Source organism: Bacteroides sp. M10, from assembly GCF_014334015.1.
GTDB classification, from domain to species: Bacteria; Bacteroidota; Bacteroidia; order Bacteroidales; family Bacteroidaceae; genus Bacteroides; species Bacteroides intestinigallinarum.
This window is the reverse complement of record NZ_CP060488.1, coordinates 2228864-2247984: the sequence shown is the minus strand read 5'-3', so window position 1 is coordinate 2247984 and position 19121 is coordinate 2228864. Positions and strand designations below refer to the sequence as shown.

The window sequence follows — 19121 nt, the reverse complement described above, 5'->3', positions numbered from 1 at the left end:
TAAAATAAATCTAAGAATCTATCTCGTCCATACAAATAACAGTTGTTTTATACCTAAAAGCCTCTTTAAATATAGAAGAACAGCAACAACACGAGATTACAAGCAATCACTACACCGAATCCTCCCAGAATCCAAGGACGAAGTTTACTTCCTTTCCCAGCAAAGAATAAAGCATAGAACATGTTTACCATTATATTACTGATGATAGCCTGCATACTACAAGCAGTAATTATCAATGCAGCAACACTACCCGTATTTTGCAATAAGTTTAATATGAAAGGAGTGATATCACTAAAACCGGATACAAAAGAAAGAAGATTCAATCCGCCTGTACCTGCATAAACAAGTGTATAATGAGTTAAGAAAGTAAATATAACAAAGAGTACGGCAAAAATCAAAGCAACTTTAAATTCCAACGGATTGCTGCTATCATCCTCTTCCTCTTCAACAGGCTGGTCGTTGGAACGCTTTTGACGGGAATGAATAAACCAGGCCACAATAGCTGCCACCACTGCCATAGTCAACAGATACGGATAAATAGACAAGAAGATTTCTCTACTGAAAATAAGTATCAATATCATAAAGCGCAGAAACATCATGCTGATAGCCAATAACATGGCAGCAACATAATCAGTGGCTTCTTGCTCCGAGGCTTTCCGGCTTTTACGGGCAAGTACCGAGATAGTAGCCGTACTGCTATACAATCCGCCGATAATACCGGAGACTAATGTTCCGGATTCATGGAATACATATCGCTTTAATAAATAAGAAAGATAAGAAATACCGGATACCACCACCGTTGCCAGCCAGATAGAGTAAGGAGTGAGATTTACATCCGGGATCAAATTCTTATGTGGAAGCATCGGCAAGATAATACCACTGATAGCCAGGAACTTTGCCAACGTAATCATTTCATCATTCTTCATTCGTTGCGCAAATTCCGTAAAAGTATGTTTGAGCTCGGTCAGCAGAAGCACTGTCACGACCACCATGACATAAAACCAGGAAGGTTGGGTAGCTACGATAGGCGCCATACAATAAGTAATCAGAGCTATAATAATGGTAGTCACGCCAAAGACGTGAAATTGTGATTGCTTTACATAATAGTTTAATCCCAATAGCAATCCCAACACGGCTCCGCCTCCCATAAATAAACGCATATCCGTAGGGTCGAGTATATAAAGCAAATAACCCAGTATACCGATAAAGGTAAAAGTGCGGTCGGTTCCGAAAAGAGTAGTCTCACCCTCACGTTTCAGACTGATTCGACGCTGCGAAAGTCCGATTAATAATGAAAACAAAGTAACTAAAACAAAAGTAACCAATTCACGCGGCACATAACCGTATAACTGTTCCATATCCATACACTGCTCTCTTTTTTATACTAAGAACAAATATACGGTTTATTTGTTAACGTTCACCACGTTTTATACGGTTTTTTCATTAGCTGTGAGTTATAATAGCGTATATCTCCGGTTACCTCCTTACCAATAAAACCGGGTTTCACAAAGACCTCATCTTCTGACTCAAGCTCTACTTCAGCCACGATAAGACCTTCATTCTCACCATAAAATTCGTCGACTTCAAATATATGCTTGCCACTGCGCACCAAATAACGGGTCTTGTCAATGATCCCCGGTTCGCAAAGTTTCATCAATTCTTCCGCTTCTGATAAAGGCAGTTCCTTTTCCCACTCATAACGGCTCGTACCGGAAGCATTAGAGGCTCCCTTTATCGTCAAATACCCCTTATCATCCCGAATACGAACCCGAACAGTACGCCCACGAGCACTACTGATATACCCTTGTACAATGCGACTCTGCGCAAAAGCCAAAGATTTGAATTCACCGGTAACCAAAAATTTACGTTCTATTTCTTGTGCCATGACACAAAGATAAATTAAAAATTGAAAATTGAGAATCAAAACGCTGTAGTTTTCTGATACACGGTGTGAGGTATCAAACTATCATTTTTTAATTCTCAATTTTCAATTCTCAATTTATATCAGAATCTCGTCATGAATTCAATCACGATTTTATCCCGTTCCGATTCTTTAGGGATTCCGGAGTTCTTATAGAAATATTTTTCGAAATTCAGCCGGAGGTCGGCAATGAAGGCTTTGGAAAGACTTAATGTAATTCCACCTGTCACACGATGGCGAGCATAATCATTTATAATCAGGGCTTTTGTCGTTTCATCCATTTTGCCATCACTATGGTCGGTCATCATATCATAGCGAGCCAGGAAAGAAATTTTATTGAATACCTTTTTCAATGGCAAATCGTAATTAATAAAGCTATTCACTGCATGAACATCTTTGAATGTTTCATGCCCGTACATTTTATATAAATATTCCGCTTCAATATGAAAACGATCATTCTGATAATAAATACCGGCATCATACATATTAATACGCACATTTTCCGGTTTTATCATTTGGGTGCTGAGTGTCAGATTCCAGTTCTTATTAGGTAATAGCTGTGCTTTTATGGAATAATTCAGCGTTTTGTGCCATTCCTTTTGATTGGTCAAACCGGAGCCGTTGAATAATCCTCCTTCAAGGATAAAAGGGAAGCCACCTTTATTCGTATAGCCAGCCGTAAAACCAACGTCACGCACATTTCCTACTTGTTTAGCTATGAATGAGCGATTTGCAAAATACTGTTGATGTGGTGAACGGTGAGCGTCTATTGTGAAAGGAACGCGCATCTGACCAATCGTAAAATTCAGGTCTTTCACCGGAAAAACACGTGCATACGCATCGAGCATCTTGATAGAGCCTTCATCGGAAAGGTCGATTTCCGCTTTATAAGCAACTATCGGATGCACATTTCCCGAAACACTGAAGCGTGCATTACGTACTTCAAAACGGCTTTCACTTGTTTCTGTCTGGTATTCGTACTTTCCCCGGATTGTTCCGTGAATCTCCGGCAGATAATCCTTAAACTCCATGGTCTGCTTATCCAGCATCTTACCATCCCCTGCATCTTCTTTTGCCTGTCCAAAGGCCATTGTCGCCAGCAAAAGCATAACGACGGTTGTTGTGATTCTACTCATTTCAGTTGTCTGCTACTAAATTCACGGCAAAAGTACAACTGTGAGGATACACGGAGATGACAAATTAACTACGGGAAAATGACAGAAAAGTTACATTTATATTACAGAGAACACAAATGCATTACAAAACAAAGAGTTCGCCACAAATTATGCAGATTAACACAGATCGGATTTGATATTCATCCTATCAATAACCAAACAATCTGGGTTAACCGTGTAATTTGTGGCGAACTTATCAGCCGAAAAAGGAAAATGCGATCAGCATAATCAATGCCAAAATAATTAATGAGACGAACACTATTTTGACAACCTTCTGGGCTTGTTCTTCTTCTTTCTTACTAATTGCTACTTTTTTCTTCACCTTACCCATAATAGTTAGCTTTAAAGTTCAACGCTAACAAAGTAAGTACAAATCTATTAACTTTCCAAAAATAACTCTTGCTAATTTTATTTTTTATGATTCTTGTGAAGAAAACTCCATCAAATAAGCTTTGATAAAACCATCTATTTTGCCATCCATCACGCCGTTCACATCCGAGGTTTGATAGTTGGTACGGTGGTCTTTCACACGACGGTCATCAAATACGTAGCTTCGGATTTGAGAACCCCATTCGATTTTCTTCTTACCAGCTTCCACCTTCGCCTGTTCTGCCATACGGTGCTGCAGTTCCTTATCATATAAGATAGAACGTAACTGACGCATTGCATTCTCACGGTTCTTTGGTTGGTCACGGGTTTCGGTATTCTCGATCAAGATTTCTTCTTCCTCACCGGTATAAGGGTCTTTATACTGATAACGCAAACGGACACCGGACTCCACCTTATTCACATTCTGTCCACCGGCACCACCGCTTCGGAACGTATCCCAAGAGATATTGGCAGGCAAAATATTAACTTCAATACTGTCATCTACCAACGGAGTAACAAACACAGAAGCAAAAGAGGTCATACGTTTACCCTGCGCATTGTAGGGAGAAACACGAACCAAACGGTGCACACCGTTCTCTCCTTTCAAATAACCATAAGCAAAGTCACCTTCGATATTGATAGTACAGGTCTTGATTCCGGCTTCATCCCCTTCCTGAAGGTTGGCAATGGTAGCTTTATAACCATTCGTCTCGGCATAACGCAAATACATACGCATCAGCATGGAAGCCCAGTCCTGACTTTCCGTACCACCGGCACCTGAATTGATTTTCAGCACACAATCCATCTGGTCGGCTTCATCACGAAGCATATTTTTGAGTTCGAGTGCCTCTACCGCCTCACTGGCTTTTGCATAAGCAGCATCTACATCTTCCTCAGTCACCAGTTCTTCTTTATAGAAATCAAATGCCAGTTCGAGTTCGTCTGCCAGCGTTTTGAGTTCGTTGTAACCCTCAATCCACTTTTGCAGGTCTTTCACCAGTTTCATTTGAGCTTCGGCTCTCTTCTGGTCATCCCAGAATCCCGGAGCTTGTGTTCTTAATTGCTCTTCTTCGACTTGAATTTTCTTCCCGTCGATGTCAAAGATACCTCCTCAGCGCATCAGTGCGCTCTTTCACGTCTTTAAGTTGTTCAATAGTAATCATTTGATTTACAATTTTATTATTTACAAATTTCAGATATCGGGGACAAAGATAAGCAAAATTCTGCTACCTTTGTTTTTGTTATTAAAATGTTGTCATATTATGAACAAACGATTGAAACTTTCTTGCTTGTCACTCTTCCTGGCATTAGTGATTTGCAGCTGTAGCTCACAAAAGAAGTATAGCTACGAAACAGTGCCCAATGACCCGCTAAAAGCCCGCATCTACACACTGGACAACGGACTAAAGGTTTACCTCACCGTAAACAAGGAAACTCCGCGCATACAAACATTTATCGCAGTAAGAGTGGGCGGGAAGAATGACCCGGCAGAAACGACGGGACTTGCCCATTATTTCGAACATCTCATGTTTAAAGGCACCGACAAGTTTGGCACACAAGACTACGCGACCGAAAAGCCTCTGCTGGATGCAATCGAACAACAGTTCGAAATTTATCGTAAGACTACGGATGAAGCGGAACGTAAGGCGATCTACCACACCATCGACAGCCTTTCTTACGAAGCTTCCAAGTATGCTATCCCTAATGAATATGACAAATTAATGGCAGCCATCGGATCTACCGGCAGCAATGCTTATACCTGGTATGACCAGACGGTCTATCAGGAAGACATTCCTTCCAACCAGATAGAAAACTGGGCGAAGATTCAGGCAGATCGTTTTGAAAACAATGTGATTCGTGGTTTCCATACTGAATTGGAAGCTGTATATGAAGAGAAAAATATGTCACTCACCCGTGACAACAGCAAAGTGCAGGAAGCTATTTTTTCTTCTCTTTTCCCCAACCATCCTTATGGAACGCAGACAGTGTTAGGCACGCAGGAAAACCTGAAGAATCCTTCTATCACAAATATCAAGAATTACTATAAACAATGGTATGTGCCTAATAATATGGCAATCTGTATGTCCGGCGATTTAGACCCGGATGCAACGATTGCATTAATCGATAAATATTTTGGTGGATTGAAACCCAATCCGGAACTTCCGAAACTGGACTTGCCGAAAGAGGCGCCAATCACGCAACCAGTTGTAAAAGAGGTGTTAGGTCCGGATGCCGAAAGCGTTGCACTGGCTTGGAGATTCCCCGGTGTATCCGACAAAGACTTTGAAATCCTGCAAGTCGTTTCGCAAGTATTATACAATGGAAAGGCAGGACTTATCGACCTTGATCTGAACCAGCAACAGAAGGTCTTGAATAGTTACGGTTACCCGATGGGACTGGCAGATTACTCTGCATTGCTGTTAGGAGGACTTCCTAAACAAGGACAAACACTGGAAGAGGTAAAAGACTTGCTACTCAGCGAAATCAAGAAGCTCCGTGCCGGAGAGTTCGACGAGAAAATGCTGGAAGCGAACATCAACAATTTCAAGCTCGGTGAACTGCAAAACATGGAAAGCAACGAAGGACGTGCCGATATGTTTGTCAACTCATTTATTAACGGCACAGACTGGAAAAATGAAGTTACTGCCATCGACCGCATGGCCAAACTGACCAAAGAAGACATCGTAGCGTTCGCCAACAAATACCTGAAAGAAGATAATTATGCCGTTATCTACAAAAAGCAAGGAAAAGACCCGAACGAAAAGAAGATGACGAAACCGGAGATTACTCCTATCATAACCAATCGTGATGTAGCCAGTCCGTTCCTTGTGGAGGTACAGGAAAGCGCAGTTAAACCGATTGAGCCTGTGTTCCTCGACTATCAAAAGGATATGAGCCAATTAAAGGCAAAATCGGATATTCCGGTTCTTTACAAGCAGAATGTAGCCAATGACCTGTTCCAATTGATTTATGTCTTTGATATGGGAAACAACCATGACAAAGCTTTGGGAACAGCATTCGATTATCTCGAATATCTCGGTACTTCGGACATGACACCGGAAGAACTGAAAAGTGAATTCTATCGCCTGGCTTGTACTTTCTATGTTTCTCCGGGTAACGAACGCACGTATGTCGTACTTTCCGGACTGAATGAGAACATGCCTGCTGCCGTACAATTATTCGAAAAGTTACTGGCAGATGCGCAGGTCAATAAGGAAGCCTATACTAATATGATCGGCGATATACTGAAAGCCCGTTCGGACGCCAAACTGAATCAGGGACAGAACTTCTCCCGTTTGATGAGCTTTGCCATGTACGGTCCCAAATCCCCTGCCACCAATCTACTGACAGAAGCGGAACTGACAAATATGAATCCACAGGAACTGGTAGACCGGATTCACAATCAGAACAGCTACAAGCACCGTATTTTATACTACGGACCAAGCAGCAGCAAAGATTTACTGGCTACCATCAACCAATATCATCAGGTTCCGGCAGCCCTGAAGGATATTCCTGCCGGAAACGAGTATTCTTATCTCGAAACTCCCGTCACTAAGGTTCTAGTAGCTCCTTATGACGCCAAGCAAATATACATGGCACAGATATCCAATCTCGACAAGAAGTATGATCCTGCCATTGAACCTATCCGCGCATTATATGATGAATACTTCGGAGGGGGCATGAACTCTATCGTCTTCCAGGAAATGCGTGAAACACGTGGATTAGCTTATTCCGCCTGGGCTAGCATAATGCCGCCAAGCTACTTGAAGTATCCCTATGTGCTACGTACACAGATTGCCACGCAAAACGACAAAATGATTGATGCCGTCACTACATTTAATGACATCATCAATAACATGCCGGAATCCGAAGCTGCTTTCAAACTGGCTAAAGACGGATTAACCAACCGTCTGCGCACCGAACGTATCATCAAAGGTGATATTATCTGGAGTTATATCAATGCACAAGATTTAGGGCAAAACGTAGACCCGCGTATCAAGCTCTACAATGATATACAGAATATGTCGCTAAAAGATATTGTCGATTTCCAAAAGCAATGGGTAAAAGGACGTACGTATGTTTATTGCATCCTGGGAGATAAGAAAGATTTGGAGCTAGATAAATTGAAAGCTGTAGGTCCTATTGAAGAATTGACCCAGGAACAGATCTTCGGATATTAAAAGAAATGATCCGGCCATAAATAATAAGCAGGTGTCAAAGCACCCCTAAACACAAAGTTTACCCCTGTTACAGATTGAACTGTAACAGGGGTAATACTTTTAAAAAGAGCTCCAATACACTCTTTTTTATTTCTGATTTATCATTTACGCTTTATCGTTTCATGTTTAACGATAAACCGCCTATCGCCTATTTCTCACTTTCTTCGTACATCTTCTCTATCTGTTCACTATAATTCTTGGCAACCACCGCCCGTTTCAGTTTCAGTGTATTTGTCAATTCTCCACGTTCCATGCTGAATGGTTCAGGCAGTAAAGTGAAACGTTTGATTTGTTCATAGTGCGCAAATTGTTGCTGAAGTGTATCGATCCGCGCACGGAACAGTCCTACAATCTTCGGATGCTGCAACAGTTCCGTCATATCCTTATATTCAATACCCTTTTCTTTGGCATACTCTTTCACGAATCCATATACAGGAACAATCAGAGCCGAGACAAACTTACGTTGATCGGCGATAATGGCAATCTGGTCGATATAACGGTCAATGACCAACTTCGTTTCCAAAGCTTGCGGAGCGACGTATTTGCCGTTTGATGTTTTGAATAAATCTTTAATACGTTCCGTCAGGAAAAGCTGTCCATTTTTAAAGTAACCGGCATCACCTGTATGGAACCAACCATCCGGTTCAATAGCAGCAGCTGTGGCTTCTGCTTTTTTGTAATAGCCTTTTGTGATCGTCTTACCCCGAAGCAGGATTTCATTGTCTTCGCCAATCTTCACTTCAAGTCCCGGCAATACGACGCCTACCGAACCGATGTCATAACCAACCGGCAGCGTACAAGATACAGTAGCCGTAGATTCCGTCAGTCCATATCCTACCACCATATTGATTCCTACCGAATGAACGAATTCATTGATTTCATCGGGAACGGCAGCACCGGCAGTCGGGAAAAAGTTACCATTCTCAATACCGATTGTTTTTTTCAGCAGAGAATAGATAGTCTTTTCGTAAAACTTATATTTCAGTTGATTCATCACCGGAGGAGTCTTTCCCAGACGCAGATAATCCAGATTATGGATTCTACCTACCCGGATAGCATCCAACATCAGTGCTTTCTTCAATCCTGTTGTTTCGTTTATTTTTTCCTGCACCCCTGCATACACCTTCTCCCAAAAACGGGGAACACTGCACATCAGTGTCGGGCGAATTTCCTTAATGGTTGTCTGTATATCTGCCGGACGGAGATTGATACAAATCTGCACTCCTTTATGAATACAGAGATAACACCATGCTTTCTCAAACACATGTGTTAATGGAAGGAAGTTCATCGATACATCCTTATCCGACATCGTCGTCAAACGATCATCATGTGTATGAAACTGTTCCAGATAACAGGAATGATGAAGCATAACCCCTTTGGGTTCCCCCGTTGTGCCGGAAGTATAGAGAATATTTGCCAAGTCATCATAAGAAGCCCGCTCCGTACGTTCTTCTACCGTATCATTATGAGGCAATCCCTCTCCCGTCGCCATAAACTCATCAAAATAGATAGACGATACGTCACGAGGGTCTTTTACCACCGAACGGTCAAAGATTATCAGTTGTTGCAAAGAAGAACAGAAACCAAAGATGCTGAAAGCGGCATCATACTGGTATTGCTCACCGACAAAAAGAAAACGAATCTGCGCATCATTAATGATATATTGCGCCTGCGCAGGTGAACTGGTTGCATAGAACGGAATGGTAACCGCCCGATTGGCAAATGCACCAAAGTCTACATAGAACCATTCGGGTTTATTCTGTGAAAATATACCGATATTCTCTTGTTCTTCCACTCCCAATGCCACGAAAGCATTAGCTGCTTGCCGTACTGTTCCGGAGAACTGCTTCCATGAAATAGGAATCCATTGAGCTGTCTCATAGTCGCGGTATTTTAAGGCTACCTTGTCGCCATATTTTTCGGCCTGACGATGGACCAGGACAGATAAATGATGATAAGTCATACTCTTTGTATTAGTAAATATGGTACAAAGGTATTAGTTTTATTTGAAACTATTGCTCAAAACGACTATCTTTGTGCAAAGATTAAGATATAGATAAAAGATTTGCACTATGAAATATGATATTCCGTATATGTCGACAGAGGCTGTAAGCCTACTTAAATCGCTGATTAGTATCCCTTCAATCAGCCGGGAAGAAACCCAGGCTGCGGATTTCCTGCAAAATTATATTGAAATGGCAGGTATGCAGACCGGACGTAAAGGAAATAATGTGTGGTGCTTTAGCCCTATGTTTGATTTGAAAAAGCCTACTATTTTATTTAACTCCCACATAGACACAGTGAAACCTGTTAATGGTTGGCGGAGAGATCCGTTCACTCCACGTGAAGAGAACGGTAAGTTATATGGGTTAGGAAGTAACGACGCCGGTGCCAGTGTTGTTTCCCTATTACAGGTGTTCCTGCAACTATGTCGTACTTCACAAAAATACAATCTGATTTATCTTGCTTCCTGTGAAGAAGAAGTTTCTGGTAAAGACGGAATTGAGAGCGTATTGCCGGGACTTCCTCCAGTTTCATTTGCCATAGTGGGCGAACCGACGGAGATGCAACCTGCCATTGCCGAAAAGGGATTAATGGTATTGGATGTTACTGCCACAGGTAAGGCGGGACACGCCGCACGCAACGAGGGAGACAATGCTATTTACAAGGTATTGGACGACATTGCCTGGTTCCGTGATTATCGTTTCGAGAAAGAATCACCGTTATTGGGACCTGTGAAGATGAGTGTCACTGTCATCAATGCCGGTACACAGCACAATGTCGTTCCCGACAAATGTACGTTCGTTGTCGATGTTCGAAGCAACGAGCTTTACTCAAATGAAGAACTGTTTGCGGAAATCAAGAAACATATTTCCTGCGAAGCTCAAGCTCGTTCATTCCGCCTCAACTCTTCACGAATCGACGAGAAACATCCGTTTGTTCAAAAAGCTGTGAAGCTGGGACGTGTGCCTTTCGGTTCTCCAACCTTGTCCGATCAGGCATTAATGTCCTTTCCATCGGTGAAAATAGGTCCGGGACGCTCGTCCCGTTCACACACGGCAGAGGAATATATTATGCTGAAAGAGATAGAAGAAGCTATCGGGCTGTATCTGGAATTATTGGATGGGCTTCTTATTTAATAAAAGTCATTGGTGAATTGATAGTTGTTATCATACTGATAACTTTCAACTATCAATTCACCAATACAATAAAAACAAAACAACGATTATTCAAACAATTTCGATAAAGCTTCTTCCAGCTTTTCCCCCCTCAAGTTCTTGTCTATAACTATACCTGTAGGATCTACAAGAAAAGTTCTGGGTATAGCATAAATGCCATATACGTCACCAGCATCCACATCCAATAATTGTGTCCAGTTCATTCCAAGTTCTTCAATAGCAGCCCTCCAAGATTTCAGTTTCCGATCTGTAGATATGCTAATCACCTCAAATCCCTTAGAAACATATTTTTCATAGGCAGCTTTCACATTAGGCATTTCATGCCTACAAGGTCCGCACCATGAAGCCCAGAAGTCAATCAAGACATATTTTCCCTTACCTACATAATCAGACAAGAGCTTCATGTTACCAGTATTGTCTTTCACTTTAGCATCCGGGAAATGTTCCCCAATCTTTATCTTAGCGTCCATCTCCTTCCGCTTCTTTTGTTCTTCACGCTGCTCCGGAGTTATTCTCTTTTCAACTTCCGCCTTCATACGCAACTGTGCCTGATTCTTCTTTTCCACAATGTTTCTCACCAAATTATTTTGTGAAAATATAGGCGAAGCTTCTTTCATCAAAATCTCCATATCCTCAAAAGGCATCATCATACCTCCAATGGAGAAAAGGTATATACCCACTATACTATTCTTATAATCCCTTATACAATGTGATACAGAATCCATTTGTGCAAGAAATTTCTTCTCTATCTTATCATATCTTGCTCTAAATGCAGTATCATTCACCATCTTATCAGCAAATTCTTCAGATTTCATTCCGGTCATTAACTTATAAATACTATCTGATGTTTTTAGCATATTATCCATTATAAGCTGCATACGATTTAAAGCTATATTCAATGAATCATTTAAGGGTGTTCCCCCTCTCTCGTTCGTAGCAGTATTCACAGATATTTTTCCTTTTTCAAGAATCAACGGATAGGTTTCTCCATCCATATCCTTGATAATTGCAATATCCGGCATCTGATATACACCGGAAAAAGAGAACTTTCCTTTTTCCACTGTTGTGCTGTCCAAAACAACTTCTTTAGCATTCTTTCCATCTCCCTCTCCCATCAAGCATAAATACAACAATTGATTATTCAATTCCTCATTAGCAATACCTTTGATTGAGTATTTCTCTTGGGCCGAAGAAAATATAGCAATAGCACAAAACGTGCATAGAATCATAATTCGATTTCTCATATAGAATAAATTTATATCAAAAACAGTAAACGCTCATGTTCATATACCTACTATTATCATTTCAAATTCCGATCATCATTTAAACTAATAATAGATCTTCTTATCTTTCTTATCGGAAACGGCCTGATAATCTTTCACTTTTATATCAAAATATGATTTAGACCTTCCATCGTCATTAGAAGGCAACTGTTCTTTATCCTTTTCATGCGGCAACTCAAGAATATCTATTTCTTTCACACTCTTCTTCAGTTTCGGGAATAAAAGACTGATATAAATATATTTATGATTAAATCCTTTGACAGCCAACAGCCTACCCATCGGAGCTCCACCATCATATCCTCGCACATTATATTCATCGCCACTTTTCTTATCAACAATCTTAAATCCCGGACTATAATACAACCATTGCCAATCCCAATAAATAGGTTGTATGAATGTCACTTTAGTATCATTCTTTCTCCTTTCAATCGAATATAAAGAAGGACTTGTAGACCTCCCATTCTCATACGCTTTCTCATACACTTCTTCAGGAACTACAACTATACTATCACTAGGAAGCATATAAGCTTGTGCATATAACTCTTTATCACGCTTCTTCTTTTGCTCATATTCCTTCAGCCGTTGTTCATCTCTTTTTACTCGTTCACTTCTCTCCGGCATTACTTCTTTGAACATCTCTGTCTGGAGTTGCTGCACTAACAACGGCATTGCCTCACGCATAACAATCAACGAAGCCTCTTTATATTTTTCACCTACAGGAGATTCATAAAATGCAGCAACAGCTTTCAATTCTTCCAATGTTAAATGCTTCTCATAAATAGGCATATACATTTCAAATATCTTTTTTTCCATCTTCTGTTTCCATTTTTTAGCAAACTCATTCCAATAAGCCTCATTTTCTTTCGGCACATTTAATTTCATTATAGAAGATAATTTCTGGAAAAAGTCATCCGTAGTGGTCGAAGTACCAGAAAAGTCCATAATCTTTTTCAATGTTTCTTTGTACTCATTTGTCGCATTTGTATTTTGTGCAGAAGCAGGTAAAATTAAAGTAAACAGCGCAATTATACACATCATTACTTTGGGAAGGAAAATGTTTTTCATAATTATCTAATTTTATTTATAGGATTTATATTGATTCCATGTTTTGTCCCGCATTTCTTACAAAGATACACATTAAACCAACATCATTCAATAGTATATTACAATCAATAAGGTTGCTATTCACGCCCTCCATAAAGTACGAACAAACGAAATATCCCCTATTCATCTTTAATTATAACTTTCAGGTGCCTACTCTATCAAGATTATCTTGAACAATTCATTTCATCTTTTGAAACGATATTATTACCTTTTTCATCCAAAACCGCCTCTAATAATTTTATGAAATAGGCACCCATTCCGATCTTCCCCATGCCGGATACTTCTTCCCCTTGTTGACCCATAACTTCTGATTCTCTCGGCCCGTTTTCATCAGTACCAATCCATTCTTTTCATACATTTGCGTAGACTGCCCGGCACAAAATGCCTTATGCGAATCCATCTCAAAATAAATAGCCACATCATGTCCTTTGCCGTCAAGAGCTTTGGTCTGATAAGAGATATAATTAACCGGACGAGCAATAGCCTGCATAAAAAGTTTCTCACTACCCATAAAACGATATACCCCCATCTACTCGCAAGAAACCAATAAAGGGGAGTTCTTTACCACTAGCGAAAGATATATTCTTTTCGTTGAGTTTGTCGGCGGCGGACCATAATGTCACGTGCGGATGTAATGTGAGCAATGGGGTAGCGGGCGCGCGAAGATCATTTTTGATGGTTTCGTCCGACTACTTCACGCTTGTGCAGGCTACAAAAAGCAAAGCCAGCAAGTAAACAATATTTCATTTCATAAATCGATTATTTATTCTTTTATCCTTAATTTTAAAAACCATCATAGGCAGAAGCAGTAACAATACAGCTAATATAATAGGACCAATTCTCACTGATGATGGGGATGAAGTTATTAGTTCATTCATATTACAGCCCAAATGCAAATCAAAAGGGAAAGACCATCTAGACCATTTAGCTACTATAAGCCCTTTTTTCATAATCATTAATCCTGGGGATGTACGCACAATAGTATTAATTAATCTATTGTCAGCTAAGCATATCATTATTTCTGGATTTAAATTCTCTTTAAATTGTAATACCTCATTTCTAGTAGAAGCTGTCAGACAGTAAACATTGCATTTATTATTCCCTGCATACAATGCAATTTTATTTATTGTATCATACTGAATGTCTGACAATATTGATAAATCAGGTATCAGCAAAAAGAAAGAGTATTCAGAATCCAATAAAACCTTATCAGTTATATCAATTATTGTTGGTTTATTTTCTTTGTCAAATTTAATATTTTGAATTGAAAAGTCTGCAATTGATTTCGTATTTTCTATGTTTAAAGAATTGATACGGGTTTCAACATATGTCCACTCACCATTTTGCCAAGGAGCTGTTTCTGGAGTGAAAACTTTTTCCTCACCATCCTTTCTATAAATCAAAGATACTTGATCTTTGTTTTTCTTATTTATTGAGTCAAAAGGCATAAGCTTTGCGCCAACATGATAAGGACGAAAATCAAATAATGGTTCATATATATAGCTATATAAAAGAATTCCGCTAATATATATAAAACTATACCTTAAAACGTACTTTCTTATTTTTATTGAAAATAATGGAATCACCAGACGGTGGTAAATCACAAATATGAATGCAAATATCAACAATACTATATTTTTAAAAAATGTAGCCCAATTTGAGAGAATTAATACATCTCCAAAACATCCACAATCTTCAACATTGTTGAATAAAGCTATATACAAAGTGAGCAACATCATAAAAAAGACTATTGATATTACTAATTTTGATACAACTTTAGCATAAATACCTATTATAATTAAGATACCTAACAAAAACTCAAAACCGACAATACCAAAAGCCAATAGTTTTGATAATGGTTGGAAAATATCTAAATGAAATGCATGAAAATAATCGACAATTTTAAATGTTGTTCCATAAACATCTACAGACTTTACAAATCCTGAAAAAAGGAATGTAAGACCTAGCACGATCTTTGAGAGTATCAAAAAAAAACTAATTTTCTTCATTACGTTCGTCTAATCTATTAATAGCTTTCTTAGATTTGTTAAATACATAAACCTCTCTCTTTATATTTTTTATCGTACTTGACATTGTTTTAATAGGTTTATTTAATATTAAGCTAGCTAATTCATAACATTTTTTCTGATCTCCTCTTTTTTGGTTGACAAGAAATAATCCATACAAGGGAATAAATCTATTTGGACACATATTACTTGCATTCATATAATACTTTTCCGCCAAACTCAAATCGTTTAGATTATAATAGTTATTAGCTAATAGTATTTGAATATCATAATCATTTACATATTTTATACATTCTTTTATAACAGCGTTACTTGTACGGAAATCAGATGCTTTATTCAAAACTGCTGCATAGTTATACAAAAATGAAGGATTATAATTCCAGATTTTATATAATTTATTATACTCTGGAATTAAAGTCCGTGTCTTTCCTAATACAGACATCTCAACAAGGATATTCCATTTACTTTCAAAACGGATATCCAAGCAGAGCATATACATTCCAATGATAAGAATACCTGTTAATAACGTTTTTACCATTATATTTAAGTTGTGCATACCGATTTTCTTTGAAGATATAGCAATTGAGTAGGCCAATAAAAAAAGCACATAAGGATATCTTAACGGATATGAAAAACAAGCGAATACTCCTATTGAAATTATGCAAAAATGGCCTAATTCTAATTTGTCACTTTCTTTAAACACAAAATACGCAACAACCAAACACATCAACAACCCTATAATACCATATTTTACAGCAATAAATAAGTAGTCATTAAATGGCATTATAATATTATCTGCCAATTGAGAATAAATGCTTTCACTATTGTTTTCAAAATATACTGCTTGTGCACTCATATAATTGGCAGTAAAACCGCAAGGGCCATATCCAAACAACGGTCTATCATTTATTAATTCAAGAGTATTACTCCAAATAAGTATGCGACCAACTGCGGAATCTTTTTTTATTACAAACAAGATTATTCCAATAGCTATTAGAACAAACATACCACTACACAGCCAAACTTGCTTTATCAATTTGCTGCAACAAAAAAAACGCTTATATCCACAATAAAGCATGGATACTATAATTATTGAAAGTATACCAGACCTAGAACCGGATAGAATTATTGCTATTATTATTAAAATAGAGATTATAACTCCCGTAAACAAAAGTATTGGCTTCTTTGTATTAAAGAAAGAAAAACAATAAGGAAAGCTAGCTGAAAGACAAGCTGCAAATCCACTAGGATTATCATAGCTTCCCACAACCTTAAATCTGCTATAATTATTAAAAACCTCACAATACTGAAGTATGCCATATATAGATTGAAAAAAGCATAATACTACTATAACGATAACTATTCTATTATTCAGTTTCGTTGACAAGTTACGGAAACATAAAAATAAAACAAAGAACGCTAGTGGAGAATAAAGTGAATTAATACCTAAATATAAATTGATATTCCGTATAAGTAGATATGACAAAAAAATCAACAAGCACAGTGTAATTTTATCACTAAATATACAAAAAACAGTTCTTGAACATAGCATTAAAATACCAAACACGGAGGAACCAATAAAAAAAGCATACCACTTAGTTAATATTACAGAGTCTTGAAATATATCTAAGGTAATAAACATAACACATACAATAAAAACACTCAGGATTACCGTATAGAGTATATCTTTAATGTTCCTGTTAAGGATATGCTTCATATCAAATCTTACATTTAAAATCTTTCATAAAATCTTCTGCATATTCGAGAGAACCTCTAAAAATCAGTTTTCGTTCTGAATTAAAGATTAAAACCATTGGCATAGCACTCACACCTAAATTTTGCAATAAAGAATCTTTGATATTTATTGAAAGCACAGGAAAATCATATCCTCTTTCAGAAAGTACCTTACGGCCTGTTAAATAATCCTCCCCTTGTTTTTCATTATAGCAACAAACAGAAAATAATCCGACCTTATTACTATTTGACAAATTGTATAACTTTTGAAAATTGGGCATTGTATCGAAACATATTCTACATCCAGTAAACCAAAAATCTAAAACGATATACTCACCGTGCAATTGATTTATACTCTTCTTTTCCCCTAATTCATTCGTAAACATTATATCATTTTCAGCCACATCTTCAATTACTTTCCCAGTAAATGTTCCAAAGTTTAATTTATGCACCCATAAGTCAAAGCCTTCAAATGTTAACCAAAAAGCAAATATCAAATAAAGAATTACCAAAGAGAATAACCGCATCATATAATTTTGCCAACGGTAACAAAAATAAGCCACAATAATTGCTAACCAACGACACGGCAAATCAAGCAACGACATAAGCGTGTTCTTAAAATCTAATATATGCACAGGCAGATCCAATATTAAACATCCAAGTAAAATTACAAGTAATAACCAGGAGGCATTAGATTGCTTACTTTTTTTAAGAACAATAAAAGTAAAAACTAAATATAAGATTAAGGCACTCAATATTGATAATTTAAATCCATATAGGGAACCTATATATATATATCCAGATCCTAGAAAACAATTAATAACAGATAGAACAACTGATGCAAAAAAGACGTACACATATTTCATTATAGCAGACACAATTTAAGATAAAAACAAAATCTAGTCATTAAAGCTTAAGCTTATCATCTGTAGAACCATTTAATGATAATTAATTTAATTGAAGTATATTCTAATTACCAACAGGTGTATAATACATATCACAACCGCCATCACACTCATATTGCCATAATATACCACAACCTTTTGGTTTACCTGTAGATCTACAACCACTAGAGCAATAATATGTATAACTTCCTGCTGGTGATGACTAATTATTATTACCACAATAATCAGAGCTAGTTGAACAATAGCAAACCTCACTTGTATCATGCTTTTTTATTAATTCTGTACTAGACCTTGTTTGTGGAATATTACTAGATAGTAAATCTTCTTCTACAAAGAGTCGAACAGTATCATTTTCTAATTTCTTAGTAGGAGTCATTAAAGTGCAGTAAATACTATAAAGACTCGTTTGATCCCAGCCCAATTCATTTCCTGCATATTCTTTCCATTGGTACATGAACAACTCAAACTCGTCATTTATATCATCGTTCTTTTTATTATCAAAAAGCATCTTATTATCCTTAACAAATTTCAACAAATTATTCAGATGTTCTTCTTCTTTCTCATTCCATTCCAATTTTAGAACATTATTCAATTTAGTTATCCAAAGATTATATCTTTGTTCTAACGACATCGCATTATAAATTGCTTTTTGGGTACCCATATCATATTCTAGAATTTCGGTATAACCCATTTTCTGAATATCAGTAAAGTTCTCCTTCACCCAACTATCAATTTTTTCATTACAGCTATAACGCAACTCATCGTCAATATTAGAGCACGAAACTGTAAAATACGATAGTGCTATTAATATAAAATATATTTTTTTCATATATAAATAATTATTATGCTTCTTACAAAAAGAAGCGTTATACAATATTTTTTCTAATAAACATTTATCTTATAATAAATGTTAAGTGACACTCTATTAACATTATACTTGGTACACGTCCTATTTGTGCAATCTGGCACTTAGCTATAAAATTAGTTTATATTCACCCTAGGATGTTCCAACCAATAATGTAACTTCAATATCATAGTGGTAGCCAATATCCACTGTTTCTAGCAATTATCTTAATTCATGGAGGATTCATATTCACTTTTGTTTATTTATTATATCATCAAATGGTTCTAGCAAATATTACTTTATTTACTCTTTAACAATTAATTTGTTATTCAACTTCACATTGGCATCAATATAGTTAAC

16 protein-coding genes are annotated in these 19121 nt (G+C 37.5%); 2 read left to right on the top strand and 14 right to left on the bottom strand.

What is annotated here, in order from left to right; translation table 11 throughout:
- Nucleotides 1-65 precede the first annotated feature (65 nt).
- From H8796_RS08100 to prfB, 5 genes are all read right to left on the bottom strand, one after another.
- Nucleotides 66-1358, bottom strand: coding sequence for a DUF4010 domain-containing protein (locus tag H8796_RS08100; protein WP_032853303.1), 1293 nt, complete (start codon nucleotides 1356-1358; stop codon nucleotides 66-68).
- Between the two features lie 59 nt (nucleotides 1359-1417).
- Nucleotides 1418-1885: a CYTH domain-containing protein gene (locus H8796_RS08095; protein WP_117932516.1), complete on the bottom strand. Its 468-nt coding sequence runs from the start codon at nucleotides 1883-1885 to the stop codon at nucleotides 1418-1420.
- A gap of 119 nt (nucleotides 1886-2004) precedes the next feature.
- Nucleotides 2005-3057 carry a porin gene (locus H8796_RS08090; protein ID WP_032853241.1) on the bottom strand — a complete coding sequence of 351 codons (1053 nt, stop codon included), beginning with the start codon at nucleotides 3055-3057 and terminating at the stop codon, nucleotides 2005-2007.
- A 235-nt stretch (nucleotides 3058-3292) separates the two neighbouring features.
- A complete protein-coding gene (locus tag H8796_RS25390) occupies nucleotides 3293-3427 on the bottom strand; it encodes a hypothetical protein (protein WP_004299554.1) in 135 nt (44 codons plus the stop codon).
- An 84-nt stretch (nucleotides 3428-3511) separates the two neighbouring features.
- Nucleotides 3512-4628, bottom strand: a protein-coding gene (gene prfB / locus H8796_RS08085) for a peptide chain release factor 2 (RefSeq protein WP_143256892.1) whose coding sequence is annotated in 2 segments (ribosomal slippage) — nucleotides 3512-4564 and nucleotides 4566-4628 — 1116 coding nt in all. Because the reading frame shifts where the segments join, the coding sequence is not laid out codon by codon here.
- Nucleotides 4629-4727: 99 nt separating this feature from the next.
- Here prfB and H8796_RS08080 point away from each other — a divergent pair.
- The gene (locus H8796_RS08080; RefSeq protein WP_187343957.1) at nucleotides 4728-7646 is read left to right on the top strand and encodes a pitrilysin family protein; all 2919 of its coding nucleotides are present in this window, start codon (nucleotides 4728-4730) and stop codon (nucleotides 7644-7646) included.
- Between the two features lie 187 nt (nucleotides 7647-7833).
- Here the strand turns inward: H8796_RS08080 and H8796_RS08075 are convergent, their stop codons facing one another.
- Nucleotides 7834-9648 carry a long-chain fatty acid--CoA ligase gene (locus H8796_RS08075; protein ID WP_117932253.1) on the bottom strand — a complete coding sequence of 605 codons (1815 nt, stop codon included), beginning with the start codon at nucleotides 9646-9648 and terminating at the stop codon, nucleotides 7834-7836.
- A gap of 109 nt (nucleotides 9649-9757) precedes the next feature.
- Here H8796_RS08075 and H8796_RS08070 point away from each other — a divergent pair, with 109 nt between their 5' ends.
- Nucleotides 9758-10825: a M20 family metallo-hydrolase gene (locus tag H8796_RS08070; protein WP_117932255.1), complete on the top strand. Its 1068-nt coding sequence runs from the start codon at nucleotides 9758-9760 to the stop codon at nucleotides 10823-10825.
- Between the two features lie 86 nt (nucleotides 10826-10911).
- On the opposite strand, the gene H8796_RS08065 is transcribed toward H8796_RS08070, so the two are convergent.
- From H8796_RS08065 to H8796_RS08035, 8 genes are all read right to left on the bottom strand, one after another.
- A complete protein-coding gene (locus tag H8796_RS08065; protein WP_233527371.1) occupies nucleotides 10912-12108 on the bottom strand; it encodes a TlpA disulfide reductase family protein in 1197 nt (398 codons plus the stop codon).
- Between the two features lie 84 nt (nucleotides 12109-12192).
- Nucleotides 12193-13212: a DUF2059 domain-containing protein gene (locus H8796_RS08060; RefSeq protein WP_008998046.1), complete on the bottom strand. Its 1020-nt coding sequence runs from the start codon at nucleotides 13210-13212 to the stop codon at nucleotides 12193-12195.
- Nucleotides 13213-13489: 277 nt separating this feature from the next.
- Nucleotides 13490-13762 (bottom strand): DUF5127 domain-containing protein, encoded by a 273-nt coding sequence (locus H8796_RS25385; RefSeq protein ID WP_158577272.1) that lies wholly within the window; start codon nucleotides 13760-13762, stop codon nucleotides 13490-13492.
- Nucleotides 13755-13928: a DUF4964 domain-containing protein gene (locus tag H8796_RS25380; protein ID WP_083852299.1), complete on the bottom strand. Its 174-nt coding sequence runs from the start codon at nucleotides 13926-13928 to the stop codon at nucleotides 13755-13757. The genes H8796_RS25385 and H8796_RS25380 overlap by 8 nt, the downstream gene beginning before the upstream one ends.
- 66 nt (nucleotides 13929-13994) lie before the next feature.
- Nucleotides 13995-15260, bottom strand: a complete 1266-nt coding sequence (locus H8796_RS08050) for a BT_3928 family protein (protein ID WP_117932262.1) — start codon at nucleotides 15258-15260, stop codon at nucleotides 13995-13997.
- Complete coding sequence (locus H8796_RS08045) at nucleotides 15247-16545, bottom strand: O-antigen ligase family protein (protein WP_187343956.1); 1299 nt, start codon at nucleotides 16543-16545, stop codon at nucleotides 15247-15249. The genes H8796_RS08050 and H8796_RS08045 overlap by 14 nt, the downstream gene beginning before the upstream one ends.
- 451 nt (nucleotides 16546-16996) lie before the next feature.
- Complete coding sequence (locus H8796_RS08040) at nucleotides 16997-17767, bottom strand: redoxin domain-containing protein (protein ID WP_158577274.1); 771 nt, start codon at nucleotides 17765-17767, stop codon at nucleotides 16997-16999.
- A gap of 352 nt (nucleotides 17768-18119) precedes the next feature.
- Nucleotides 18120-18746: a bacteriocin fulvocin C-related protein gene (locus H8796_RS08035; protein ID WP_117932268.1), complete on the bottom strand. Its 627-nt coding sequence runs from the start codon at nucleotides 18744-18746 to the stop codon at nucleotides 18120-18122.
- Between the last annotated feature and the right edge of the window lie 375 nt (nucleotides 18747-19121).

Excerpts from the sequence above, each read along its gene's own strand:
- H8796_RS08100 (WP_032853303.1), bottom strand. The coding sequence starts at position 1,358 with ATGGAACAGTTATACGGTTATGTGCCGCGTGAATTGGTTACTTTTGTT.
- H8796_RS08095 (WP_117932516.1), bottom strand. The coding sequence starts at position 1,885 with ATGGCACAAGAAATAGAACGTAAATTTTTGGTTACCGGTGAATTCAAA.
- H8796_RS08090 (WP_032853241.1), bottom strand. The coding sequence starts at position 3,057 with ATGAGTAGAATCACAACAACCGTCGTTATGCTTTTGCTGGCGACAATG.
- H8796_RS25390 (WP_004299554.1), bottom strand. The coding sequence starts at position 3,427 with ATGGGTAAGGTGAAGAAAAAAGTAGCAATTAGTAAGAAAGAAGAAGAA.
- H8796_RS08080 (WP_187343957.1), top strand. The coding sequence starts at position 4,728 with ATGAACAAACGATTGAAACTTTCTTGCTTGTCACTCTTCCTGGCATTA.
- H8796_RS08075 (WP_117932253.1), bottom strand. The coding sequence starts at position 9,648 with ATGACTTATCATCATTTATCTGTCCTGGTCCATCGTCAGGCCGAAAAA.
- H8796_RS08070 (WP_117932255.1), top strand. The coding sequence starts at position 9,758 with ATGAAATATGATATTCCGTATATGTCGACAGAGGCTGTAAGCCTACTT.
- H8796_RS08065 (WP_233527371.1), bottom strand. The coding sequence starts at position 12,108 with ATGAGAAATCGAATTATGATTCTATGCACGTTTTGTGCTATTGCTATA.
- H8796_RS08060 (WP_008998046.1), bottom strand. The coding sequence starts at position 13,212 with ATGAAAAACATTTTCCTTCCCAAAGTAATGATGTGTATAATTGCGCTG.
- H8796_RS25385 (WP_158577272.1), bottom strand. The coding sequence starts at position 13,762 with ATGGGTAGTGAGAAACTTTTTATGCAGGCTATTGCTCGTCCGGTTAAT.
- H8796_RS08050 (WP_117932262.1), bottom strand. The coding sequence starts at position 15,260 with ATGAAGAAAATTAGTTTTTTTTTGATACTCTCAAAGATCGTGCTAGGT.
- H8796_RS08035 (WP_117932268.1), bottom strand. The coding sequence starts at position 18,746 with ATGAAAAAAATATATTTTATATTAATAGCACTATCGTATTTTACAGTT.